Consider the following 12,712-nt stretch of genomic DNA (forward strand, 5'->3'; position numbering starts at 1 on the left):
GTACTGCTAATCCCACCTATGCAGTAGCTAATATTCTGAAGAAAATTACTTTTCCGACCGGAGGATACCGGCAGTTTCAGGTATCTTCCTTTATCTGGCATAGTAGCGATAACTATGATTGGGAGATTGATCCCGCAGGCAAACAGACTACCTATTTTGCTGATTTCCTCGGCAGGCTTTATCAGGTGTCCGATTTTAAAAATTATATCCGAAAGAATATAGCGTATAAAATCGCCGGTACTAATTAATCCATTCCCTCAAATCAGTAACTATGAAACATTATTTATTAATATTTATACTCTTGCTGGCAATAGCAGCAAAAAGCCAGGATGCTACTCCCTTTCTGCCAGCTGCATACACGGTTGGTTCAGCTAATTATGTTCGTACCTGGGTTCCGGCAAGGCCGATGACCTCCAGTGATACCTTCTCGATATCGCTAACTACTCCGGCAGTAAAGACCACTACTACCTATCATGACGGATTGGGAAGGCCCATACAAACAGTGGTAAAACAAGGCTCCCTCATTACAGGTGGCACTGCTACTGATATGGTTACATCTGCCATTTATGATGATTTTGGCAGAGAAATCCGTCATTATCTCCCTTTTGGTGCCAATACCACTGGTGGAAATACTTCTGTTTCGGATGGGCTGTTTAAAAAGAATCCTTTTCAACAACAACAAAATTTCTATAGTAATAGTAATGCTAATTCTCCCATCTACGGGCAGGGTGAAACCTTCTACTATTCCAAAACCGATTATGAACCCTCGCCACTTGATAGAGTGTCGAAGGTGTATCCGGAGGGTAATAGTTGGGTCAATGCCGGTAGAGGTACTAAAACACTTTACTGGGCCAATACCCTGGTCGATTCTGTAAGAATATTTACGGTCACAGATGTTGCTGGTAGTTATGGTACTTATGCGACCAGCGCTATTTATGCAGCGGGGCAGCTTAGTAAAACTGTTACACAAAATGAGCATAACAATCAGGTAATAGCGTTTAAAGACATGGAGGGAAAGCTGATCATGAGTAAAGTGCAACTAACCGCAACAGCCGATGCCGGCCCTGGTACCGGCTATACAGGTTGGCTTTGTACTTACTATATCTACGATTACAAAAACCTGCTACGTGCTGTTATTCAGCCTCGTGGAGTGGAACTACTCCGAAATGCTGCCTGGGCTTTTTCAACTACTATTCTGAACGAATTTTCATTTCGCTATGAGTATGATACGAAGAACAGACCAGTAATGAAAAGAGTCCCCGGAGGAGGAGATTTCTACACGGTGTATGATATCCTGGACAGAGTGGTGCTAACGCAGGATGCCAATCAGCGTACCTCCAACCAGTGGACCGCTATCAAGTATGATATTATAGATAGAGTTACCAATAAATGGCTCTGGACCAGTACCACCACCCGTGCAGCCCATGCAACATCAGCGGATGGGAGTGCTGATTATCCAACAACAGCACAACTGTCTGGAGCTACTATGCTCTCAGAGGTCTATTACGACGATTACACCTGGGTGCCTGCTGGTATAGGGCTAAGCAGTACTTATATTTCCAGTGAGGCCAGTAGCGGCTTTCTTGCAGCCTCGGATGCAACATTTCCTTATCCCAGAGCTATGACAGCTTCTACCACCTATATTAAGGGTTTAATCACTGGTAGTAAGACGCTGGTTTTAGGTACATCTACCTATTTGTATACCGTTACCCATTACGACGATTATGGCAGGTCCTTGCAGGTACAAAGTAAAAATATTACCGGAGGGGTTGATAAGATCACCACTCAATATAGCTTTAATGGGCAACCACTTGTTATAAAATATAATCATACGGCCACTAATACAAAACCAGGTACTATTACCGTAATTACCCGCAATGAGTATGACAACGAATGGCGATTACTGAATGTTTATAAGAAAATAGATGCCGGTGCAGAAAAGTGGGTGGTAAAAAATGAGTACGATGCTATTGGTAATCTCAAAAAGAAAAGCCTGGCTCCAGCGGCAATAGTTGATACACTTACTTATACCTATAATATCCGAGGATGGCTCACTGGCATAAACAAACTGTATGCGAATGGTACACATAGTGATAACGTTTTCGGAATGGAGCTGTCGTATGATAAAACGTTTGCCGCTCCCGGTGGAGGTACTAACTTCAATGGCAATATTTCTGCTGTAATGTGGCGCTCTAAAAACGATGGAGAACGTAGAGCCTATGCGTATACCTATGACGCAACAGACAAACTATTAAAAGCCTCTTTTACACAATATACCAGCGCCGCCTGGAATACCACCGCAGGTAAAGATTACACCACTTTGATGGGCGATGGCGCTACTACCACAACTGCTTACGATGCAAATGGCAATATTCAGAAAATGACCCACTTTGTAGCTCCGTCAACTAAAATAGATGAACTGATTTACAACTATAACGCAATAACGGAGGGGAATAAACTATGGCGGGTAACAGATAACTTCAACAACCCCGCTAGTACATTAGGCGATTTTAAGAAAGTGACATCTGGTCAAACACAGGACTATACTTACGATAACAACGGTAATCTGACACAAGACAATAATAAGAATATAGCCAGTATTACCTACAACAATTTGAACCTTCCACAAACTATAACTGTTACAGGAAAAGGAAGTATAACATACACGGATGATGCTTCCGGTACCAAAATCAAGAAAACAGTAACCGAAGGTACTACAACTACTACTACCATGTATATTGGGCCATTCCAGTATTTAAGGGATACACTTTTACAATTCGCCCACGAAGAGGGCAGAGTAAGGCGCAAGCCAGATGGTAGTTACGTATACGACTATTTCGAGAAAGATCATTTAGGTAATGTTCGCGCCTCCCTTACCGAAGAAACGACAGTAGTACCCTATATCGCTGCCGGTATGGAGCCTATGAATGCCGCCACAGAAAATACTTATTACACCAACATAGAAGAAACGAGAGCTAAGAAGCCTATGGACTATCCGGTTAAGGATAGTAGTAACCAGTTTGCAGCAAAACTGGATGGTGATCAGAAGAAAACCGGCCCATCTATTCTTATAAAGGTGATGGCTGGTGATACTATCAGCATGGCTGCTAGTAGCTGGTATAAATTTAAAGATGGCAATAAGTACACACGTAAAATACCACTGGAGGAAATGGCTTTATCTCTTGCCGGCGTAGCATCTGGTGCAGCCGATAAACTGGCTACTTCAGCATCTATGGCCGCTAATCCCCTGGCTGCTGCGATTTTCTCCTTGCTCAAATCCAGAGAAACTGAAACACCTGCTGCTAATACTAAACCTAAAGCCTATCTGAATTATATATTGCTCGATGAAGATTTGAAACCAATAGAAGATGATACTTCAGACATCCTCCACCGTAAAGATTACAAAGGGTACATGCGGGTAGGCGAACCAGGGGAACTAACTCAGCATATCAAAAACAAGTGGGTGATTGAAAAAAGTGGTTACGCTTATATTTTCACCAGCAATGAAACTCCCCAGGCTGATGTGTATTTTGATGATATAGGGATTATGGCACTTACGGGGTCCTTGCTCAATGTAACACATTATTACCCCTTTGGACTTATGATAGACGGAATTAGTTCTCGGGCAGCTGGTAAGCTGGAGAACAAGGTATTGTTTAACAGTAAAGAGTTGCAGCGGAAGGAATGGAATGATGGTAGCGGATTGGAGCTATATGATTTTGGCGCGAGATTTTATGATCAGCAAATTGGAAGGTGGCATAATTTGGACCCGATGGCTGATAAGTATTTCAATTTATCACCATTTAATTATGTAAGGAACAATCCGTTGAAATTTATTGATCCGAATGGAAAGGAAATAGTTCCAATTGGAACAGAAAAGGATAAGGATAGGATTAGGAATGCTTTAAAAATTGTTGAGTTAACAAATCCAGAGTTATATACGGCACTAGAGAAGGCAAAAGAGAAGTTTGAAATTAATATTACTGATCTGGCTAAAACAATTGAGATTTCAAGTAATTCTAATGAAAAAAAGCAATTATTGGGGAGTTTTGATGTTGATTTAAGACCTGAAAATGATTTAATGATCAATGAAAAAGGTGAGTTTTCCAGAGGTAGGACCAACATGGAAGAGCCAGAACGTGTTAATATTACAGAAGAGGAGGCAAATGATAAAGTACATTTTTTTGAAAATAAAGCTAAAATATTTTTGGATAAAAATTTGTCCGAAACACAATTTGCAAGAACTCTCGCCCATGAATTTGGGCATGCAACATATACACTACAAAATAAAGCAAAGGAATCGCTTAATATTGATAAATGGGATAAAAATCAATATGGTCATGATAAAGGGAATCCTAATGGGGAAGCAGCAAAAAAAGCAGAAGAATCTTTTGATAAAACATTAAAAGAGGTATTAAAAAAGCTTAGATAATTGAAAACAAAAATTAATGAGCATGAGATTCATGATAATTTATTTCTCTATCGTTAGCCTAATATTTGCTACTTCGACTGATATAAAGGGTCAAACAATTAATGAAAAAACAACTAAGTTTATTTATAACAAAGTTAGTAAGAATTTAATTGCATACCACTTACAACATGCTAGTCCAGATTACAATGGAGTTATTGCCCTCCAAGTTTTAACTGAAGGGGGACTAGAGTTTTTTGATGGCCTTCTGCCTGACGAAGGACAGAAATTGATTATGACAATTGATACCTCGGATTTAAAATATCCTTTAAGCAAATATAAGGTCTTTAAAATCTTCATTCCTGGATTTCGCTTTTTAGATACAGTTGAAAAAGTTATTAAAGTTAGAATGGGTATTGGGTTATTAACTAGGGATTTTCTGGTTGCTGTAGCTTTAAAGAATGAATATTTGGATATCAAATATTTAAGTGGTCAGTTTTACCCAACGAGAATATCTTATGATTTTAATATCGATTTAGATAATCCAAATTCTTGCGTGGATTATCTTAATTTTCGCATGTATTCATATAAAGTAAGAGATATTGTATTCTATAAAAAAAATAGGAAAGGACTATTATTTAAAGGGTATTCGGATATTGAAAAATCACCAGTTCTAATTTTATTACCCAAAGATGATATTGAGCGTCCATATATTGTTAGGTTGCATTAGCCTTAACTATTAATTGCTTTTGACCACCATGTATATCGGGCCATTCCAGTATTTGCGGGATACACTTTTACAATTCGCTCATGAAGAGGGCAGAGTAAGGCGCAAGCCAGATGGTAGTTACGTATACGACTATTTCGAGAAAGACCACTTAGGCAACGTTCGCGCCTCCCTTACCGAAGAAACGACAGTGGTACCCTATATCGCTGCCGGTATGGAACCGGTGAATGCCGCCACAGAAAATACTTATTACACCAACATAGAAGAAACCAGGGCTAAAAAGCCGATGGACTATCCGGTTAAGGATAGTAGTAACCTGTTTGCAGCAAAACTGGATGGAGATCAGAAGAAAACCGGCCCATCTATTCTTATAAAGGTAATGGCTGGTGATACTATCAACATGGCTGCTAGTAGCTGGTATAAATTTAAAGATAACTCTAAGAACACACGTAAAATACCCCTGGAAGAAATGGCTTTATCTCTTGCCGGAGTAGCATCTGGTGCAGCCGACAAGCTGGCTACATCTGCATCTATGGCTGCTAACCCATTAGCTGCTGCGATTTTCTCACTACTCAAATCCAGAGAAACAGAAACACCTGCTGCTAATACTAAACCTAAAGCCTATCTGAATTATATATTGCTCGATGAAGATTTGAAACCAATAGAAGATGATACTTCAGACATCCTCCACCGTAAAGATTACAAAGGGTACATGCGGGTAGGCGAACCAGGGGAACTAACTCAGCATATCAAAAACAAGTGGGTGATTGAAAAAAGTGGTTACGCTTATATTTTCACCAGCAATGAAACTCCCCAGGCTGATGTGTATTTTGATGATATAGGGATTATGGCACTTACGGGGTCCTTGCTCAATGTAACACATTATTACCCCTTTGGACTTATGATAGACGGAATTAGTTCTCGGGCAGCTGGTAAGCTGGAGAACAAGGTATTGTTTAACAGTAAAGAGTTGCAGCGGAAGGAATGGAATGATGGTAGCGGATTGGAGCTATATGATTTTGGCGCGAGATTTTATGATCAGCAGATAGGACGGTGGCATGTAATAGATCCTTTGGCGGAGCATATGAAACAATTTACACCATATAATAGTGCTTTTAATAATCCTATTAGATTTATTGACCCTGATGGTCGTGGACCATTAGATCTGATTTTAAAAGGATCTGAAAAATTAAAGGCATTCGAAGAGTTACAAAAATCAGTCCTGGGAAAATTAATGCTTAGCATAGATGATCAAACAGGCAAGGTGAGTTACAGTAAGGTGGATGGAGCCAAACAGAATAGAGGATCTAAACAATTAATGACATTAATTGACGATCACAGTATTAATGTAAATTTAGATGCTTCAAACAGTCGAAAGGAGTCAAGAGGTGGATTATTAATTGGTGGCTCTTTAATGGGTAATAAAGTAACAGACAATACTATTAAGCAGGGTGGTAAGTTGCTTCCAATAATTGAGGCATACCAAGAGGTCAATATTAACGACATAAGTGAAATAAGTACATTTTATGGTAAACCTGGTGCTGATATGCTACATGAAGTAACAGAATCCTATCAGGCCGGAAAAGAAGCTCAGACAAGTGGTAAAGCATATGGCTTTAGTCGGGATGAATATATAAAGGCCCACAATGCAGCTACGCCACAATCAGGAATACTCAATTATAGAATGATGAAAAATGGTAATCAGACACTTGATGAAAGAAACTATGATTATATCCAAGTATTTATAAAATCTGGTGATATTGAAAAAATTTTATTGAAATTAACCAACCCACAATGAGACCATATTTAAAAATGACAATTATTTTTTGTTTAACATTATCAAAATTTACAATAGCTCAACAAAACAGAGCATTATATAAAGTTGTTAAAATTGATTCAGTTGAGAATGTATATACAATATACATATCCAGAAATGATTCAATTTTTAAAATTTGTTCACAAAAGAATGGAAGTAATATTTGTAACAACTTAATAGTGGTAGGTAAGCATTATCCTTTTATTTTAAAGTCAATTGTAGCTAAATCTATAAATGGTGTCAGCTTAATGAATGTTAATAGATTTATTACAGCAATTGACTTTTACGGAACAACTATTGAGTTCGACACAATTACAACTGAGAAAGATATATATATTAGTGGCAACTTAAAGGGGTTATGTTTTCAAAAAGAACCACTCCCCAATTACAAGTTATATGGACCTCCTCCATCAAATTTAAGTACAAGAGATTTTATTTACAATAAAGTAAGTAAAAATGTCTTTGTTTATAACATAAGGAATGCGAGTAATTCATTCAATGGAGCAAAACCAGAAGATATTTTGGAAATGGGAACTGAATATTATACTTCCTTACTTCCAGACCCCGGTTATGGATTAATAATGTCTATTGATACTATGAATCTTGAATATCCAATAAAAAACTTTAAAGTTTACAAAATATTTATAAATGGATTTGAATATGAGAAGGGTCAAGTACATAGCAAAACCAATTATTTATTTCTTGAAAATAATTTCCTCGTTGCAATTGATACTAGCGATAATTATCCAGGTTATATAAAATATATCAGTGGGCAATTTTATCCTACAAGGATTTCTGAAGATTTCAAAATTGATTTAAATAATCCTTCATCCTGTTTGGATTACTTGAAGTTTAGAATGTATATACATCAAGTTGATAGTATTAAATTTGAAAGAAGAGTGAAGGAAGGATTAATATTTACAGGTTATTCACAAACAAAAAAATCAAAGGTTGAGATTCTACTAAAGAAAAAGGATTTGGAACGACCAATTATTTTGAGGTATCCATCCTAAATCCTTTTAGGAATTATAATTGGTTGAAAAGAAAACTAATAAGCATGAAATTCATGATTATTTATTTCTCTATTGTCAGCTTAATATTTACTATTTCGACTGATATAAAAGATCAAACAATTAATAAAAAAACAACTAAAGAATAGCTACCGAAGGCACTACAACCACTACCACCATGTATATTGGGCCATTCCAGTATTTAAGGGATACACTTTTACAATTCGCCCACGAAGAGGGCAGAGTAAGGCGCAAGCCAGATGGTAGTTACGTATACGACTATTTCGAGAAAGATCATTTAGGTAATGTTCGCGCCTCCCTTACCGAAGAAACGACAGTGGTACCCTATATCATTGCCGGTATGGAACCGGTGAATGCCGCCACAGAAAATACTTATTATACCAATATCGAAGAAACCAGAGCTAAGAAGCCTATGGACTATCCGGTTAAGGATAGTAGTAACCAGTTTGCAGCAAAACTGGATGGAGATCAGAAGAAAACAGGTCCTTCTATTCTTATTAAGGTAATGGCTGGTGATACTATCAGCATGGCTGCTAGTAGCTGGTATAAATTTAAAGATAACTCTAAGAACACAAGAAAAATACCCCTGGAGGAAATGGCTTTATCTCTTGCGGGAGTAGCATCTGGTGCAGCCGACAAGCTGGCTACATCTGCATCTATGGCTGCTAACCCATTAGCTGCTGCGATTTTCTCACTACTCAAATCCAGAGAAACAGAAACACCTGCTGCTAATACTAAACCTAAAGCCTATCTGAATTATATATTGCTCGATGAAGATTTGAAACCAATAGAAGATGATACTTCAGACATCCTCCACCGTAAAGATTACAAAGGGTTCATGCGGGTAGGCGAACCAGGGGAACTAACTCAGCATATCAAAAACAAGTGGGTGATTGAAAAAAGCGGTTACGCTTATATTTTCACCAGCAATGAAACTCCTGAAGCTGATGTGTATTTTGATGATATAGGGATTATGGCACTTACTGGATCTTTACTGAATGTTACTCATTATTACCCATTTGGACTGGTGATAGATGGAATTAGTTCTCGGGCAGCTGGTAAGCTGGAGAACAAGGTATTGTTTAACAGTAAAGAGTTGCAGCGGAAGGAATGGAATGATGGTAGCGGATTGGAGCTATATGATTTTGGCGCGAGGTTTTATGATCAGCAGTTAGGAAGGTTTTTTAGACTTGATCGCTTTAGTGGAAAATATGTTTCTTTATCCCCTTATCAATATGGCGCGAATAACCCAGTATTGAATATTGATGTTAATGGTGATTCCCTAATTATCCCATGTAAGCAACAAGAATTTTTGCATCAAGGAGGGAAACTTTATTTGAATGGCTCAGAATATATGGGAAAGACAAAAGGTTTCTTGAGGCAATCGGTTAATGCACTTGCTACAATCAATAAAAGTGAGGAAGGACGATCGATGCTATCGGAACTAGAAAGCTCCAAAAATAGATATTCAATAGTTGAGGGAAATGCAGGTAATTTTGCAGAGAATAATCCTAATAAGGCATATGCCAATCAATTACTAACAGACCCTTCAAGAGCAATTGACCTCAATTCAGTTAGAAGTGTGGGAATTGATATAACTGGAGGTAGTGGAGGAGCTATAACATGGAATCCATTTGGTACACCTCTACTTACAACAGATGGGGTAAGGGTAAATCCTGTTTCAGATTTGGCGCATGAACTGTTTCATGGATTAGATGCAAATCGAGGATTATTAAATAGTAATACAATACAAGATCTTAGGCTTACAGAATGGCAAGCAACATATAGGGAAAATATTTTAAGAGGTCAGTTGAATTTGCCAATAAGGATCTATTATTACACTCTTATTGATCCATCAGGTGAGGTCGAAGGTAAAGTCAGAATGGTCACTCCTAACAATCAACCTATTTTACCACAAAGCTATAAACCATAATTATGAAATACTTACTGTTATTAATATTGGGAGGTGCATTTTTCTCATGTAATATCAACAAAGGATTTACAACAATAACTTTTGTAAGTCATGTGGACAGAAAGCAATCAAAAATAGTCAAATACAGCATGAAAATTCCTGTTGGATACAAGCTTGTTATAGGGGTAGGTGGACATGGAGAAAAGGAAAATGAATATAATTATCAAGACTTATCCCATATTTATATTTCTGAGTTTCCTTCAGGACTTGCAAATTACGATAATATCAAGTCTTTAGGTGACAGTCTTGCTCGAAAACGTTTTGAGGGAATAGAAGATTATGAATTAAGTAAAGCTATTGCTCAATTACAGGGGAAAGAATATGTACGTGAAGATATGATGCTTGAAGGAATAAATAGCCAAAAGCTATATTGGAAGGATATGCGTATTGGATTTATTAGTGTTGGCTATAATAATGTTCCGGCAAGTCAAAAAGATAAATTTGATTCCTCTTTAAAGTCATTCAGTAAAAAATGATCCACAATAGTCATAATGGTAACAGTGGCCTGGAGCTACTATTAGCATGGCTGCTAGTAGCTGGTATAAATTTAAAGATGGCAATAAGTACACACGTAAAATACCACTGGAGGAAATGGCTTTATCTCTTGCCGGAGTAGCATCTGGTGCAGCCGACAAACTGGCTACATCTGCATCTATGGCCGCTAATCCCCTGGCTGCTGCGATTTTCTCACTACTCAAATCCAGAGAAACTGAAACACCTGCTGCTAATACTAAACCTAAAGCCTATCTGAATTATATATTACTCGATGAAGATCTGAAACCAATAGAAGATGATACTTCAGATATCTTCCACCGTAAAGATTATAAAGGCTTCATGCGGGTAGGCGAACCAGGCGAAATAACGCAGCATACCAAAAACAAATGGGTGGTAGAAAAAAGTGGGTACGCCTATATTTTCACTAGCAATGAAACCCCTGAAGCTGATGTGTATTTTGATGATATAGGGATTATGGCACTTACGGGTTCCTTGCTCAATGTTACTCATTATTACCCCTTTGGATTGGTAATAGACGGAATTAGTTCCCGGGCCGCTGGTAAGCTGGAGAACAAGGTATTGTTTAACAGTAAAGAGTTGCAGCGGAAGGAATGGAATGATGGATCAGGACTAGAACTATACGATTTTGGAGCTAGGTTTTATGATCAGCAGATAGGAAGGTGGCATAATTTGGACCCGATGGCTGATAAGTATTTCAAACTTTCACCATTCAGCTATACAGCCAATAATCCATTGAAGTTTGTTGACCCAAATGGAAAGGAAATAGTCCCTATTGGAACGGCTGAAGACATAAAAAGGATTAATGCGGCATTAGCAATAGTACAACTAACAAATCCTGAAATCTATAAGGCATTAAATGATGTGACAGATAGGTTTGAACTAAGCATAAAGGATCTAGTGAATACTGAAAAAATATCCAGTAGTGCAAATGAAAAACGCGTAATGTTAGGGCAATTTGTTGGTAAATTAAAATATGAAAATGATCTTCAAATGAATGATAAAGGGGAATTCTCCAGAGGAAGGTACAACATGGATGAACCTGAGCGAGTAGGAATTCCTCTTGAAGAAGCAAATGAGAAAGCATATTTTGAAAATAATACGGCAAAAATCATAATAGATAAAAGTCTAAATAATGAGCAATTTGCAAAATCGTTAGCCCATGAATTTGGACATGCTAATTACACCCTTCAAAATAAAGCTAAAGAAGCTTTAACGGTTGATAAGTGGGATGAAAATAAATATGGTCACGATAAAGGTAATCCTAGCGGAGAGGCTGCAAAAAAAGCAGAATCAGACTTTGATTCAAAAATCAAAGAAGTAATGGAAAAGTTAAAGAAATTACAAAAATAGAAATCGTAATAATATGAAACTAATGAGTTATCGTAATTTAATTCCCATTTTATTTCTAATCCCTCATTTAAATCTATTTGCTCAAGCTAAAAGTGAAAAATTAAATAAATTTATTTACAATAAGATTGCAAATAATTTATTTGCGTTTAACCTACGTCATGCAAATCTAGCATTAAATGGAGTAGTTCCAGAAGAAGTATTGGATGGTGGCTCATACGAGTTCTATGGATTTATATTACCAGATTTCGGGCAAAAATTAATTATGGAAATTGACACCAGTGAATTAATTTATCCTTTGAGCAAGTTTGAAGTTTTTAAAGTATATATTCCTGGATTCAAATTCCTGGATTCAGTTTCAAATACTATTACAACACCGATTGGTATCGGACTGACTACTAAAGATTTTCTAATAGCTGTGGATGTAAATAGTGAATATCCCCATATTAAATTCTTAAGCGGTCAGTTCTACCCAACAAGAGTATCTTATGATTTCAATATTAACTTAATGAATCCAAATTCCTGCCTGGACTATCTTAGGTTTAGGATGTACTCATATAAGGTAAAGGATATCATATTTGATAAAAGAAACAAGGAAGGCCTGCTATTTAAAGGTTATTCAGAAGTTGAAAAATCGCCAGTCCAAATATTATTGCCCAAAGATGATATTGAAAGACCATATATTGTAAAATTGCTAAAAATGGAAGATTAGTCTCCGATTTAATTTCTCGAAGCCCAGGTCAATTTCTTATATTTGTATTGACAGTGAAGAAGTACTTAAAAGTGTGTAAAAAGAACATTCTTTTAGGAATTTGAAAAAGTGCGACACTCAATTGACACTCAAGGTTTATAACACATTGATATTCATCCCCGGTTCGAATCCAGTTCTGGGCAC

At 37.3% G+C, this 12,712-nt stretch carries 9 protein-coding genes; all 9 read left to right on the forward strand.

Annotated elements, in window-relative coordinates:
• A partial coding sequence (locus DVR12_RS27655) for a hypothetical protein (protein ID WP_158563342.1) occupies positions 1 to 248 on the forward strand: 248 nt, incomplete at its 5' end.
• Positions 249 to 271: 23 nt separating this feature from the next.
• Complete coding sequence (locus DVR12_RS22480; protein ID WP_116978059.1) at positions 272 to 4,432, forward strand: DUF6443 domain-containing protein; 4,161 nt, start codon at positions 272 to 274, stop codon at positions 4,430 to 4,432.
• A gap of 22 nt (positions 4,433 to 4,454) precedes the next feature.
• Entirely contained in the window at positions 4,455 to 5,138 is a 684-nt protein-coding gene (locus DVR12_RS22485) for a hypothetical protein (protein WP_116978060.1), read from the forward strand.
• Between the two features lie 28 nt (positions 5,139 to 5,166).
• A complete protein-coding gene (locus tag DVR12_RS22490) occupies positions 5,167 to 6,933 on the forward strand; it encodes an RHS repeat domain-containing protein (protein WP_116978061.1) in 1,767 nt (588 codons plus the stop codon).
• A complete protein-coding gene (locus DVR12_RS22495; protein WP_116978062.1) occupies positions 6,930 to 7,964 on the forward strand; it encodes a hypothetical protein in 1,035 nt (344 codons plus the stop codon). The genes DVR12_RS22490 and DVR12_RS22495 overlap by 4 nt, the downstream gene beginning before the upstream one ends.
• A 175-nt stretch (positions 7,965 to 8,139) precedes the next feature.
• Positions 8,140 to 9,915, forward strand: coding sequence for a M91 family zinc metallopeptidase (locus DVR12_RS22500; RefSeq protein ID WP_116978063.1), 1,776 nt, complete (start codon positions 8,140 to 8,142; stop codon positions 9,913 to 9,915).
• Positions 9,916 to 9,917: 2 nt separating this feature from the next.
• Entirely contained in the window at positions 9,918 to 10,430 is a 513-nt protein-coding gene (locus DVR12_RS22505; protein ID WP_116978064.1) for a hypothetical protein, read from the forward strand.
• A gap of 46 nt (positions 10,431 to 10,476) precedes the next feature.
• Positions 10,477 to 11,820: an RHS repeat domain-containing protein gene (locus tag DVR12_RS22510; protein WP_116978065.1), complete on the forward strand. Its 1,344-nt coding sequence runs from the start codon at positions 10,477 to 10,479 to the stop codon at positions 11,818 to 11,820.
• Between the two features lie 13 nt (positions 11,821 to 11,833).
• Positions 11,834 to 12,529 (forward strand): hypothetical protein, encoded by a 696-nt coding sequence (locus DVR12_RS22515; protein ID WP_116978066.1) that lies wholly within the window; start codon positions 11,834 to 11,836, stop codon positions 12,527 to 12,529.
• The last annotated feature ends 183 nt before the right edge of the window (positions 12,530 to 12,712 follow it).

This window comes from Chitinophaga silvatica (assembly GCF_003419895.1).
Lineage (GTDB): Bacteria > Bacteroidota > Bacteroidia > Chitinophagales > Chitinophagaceae > Chitinophaga > Chitinophaga silvatica.

Bases quoted from the DNA above. Each gene is read 5' to 3' on its own strand.
- DVR12_RS22490 (WP_116978061.1), top strand. From the start codon at position 5,167: ATGTATATCGGGCCATTCCAGTATTTGCGGGATACACTTTTACAATTC.
- DVR12_RS22510 (WP_116978065.1), top strand. From the start codon at position 10,477: ATGGCTGCTAGTAGCTGGTATAAATTTAAAGATGGCAATAAGTACACA.
- DVR12_RS22495 (WP_116978062.1), top strand. From the start codon at position 6,930: ATGAGACCATATTTAAAAATGACAATTATTTTTTGTTTAACATTATCA.
- DVR12_RS22485 (WP_116978060.1), top strand. From the start codon at position 4,455: ATGAGATTCATGATAATTTATTTCTCTATCGTTAGCCTAATATTTGCT.
- DVR12_RS22480 (WP_116978059.1), top strand. From the start codon at position 272: ATGAAACATTATTTATTAATATTTATACTCTTGCTGGCAATAGCAGCA.
- DVR12_RS22515 (WP_116978066.1), top strand. From the start codon at position 11,834: ATGAAACTAATGAGTTATCGTAATTTAATTCCCATTTTATTTCTAATC.
- DVR12_RS22505 (WP_116978064.1), top strand. From the start codon at position 9,918: ATGAAATACTTACTGTTATTAATATTGGGAGGTGCATTTTTCTCATGT.
- DVR12_RS22500 (WP_116978063.1), top strand. From the start codon at position 8,140: ATGTATATTGGGCCATTCCAGTATTTAAGGGATACACTTTTACAATTC.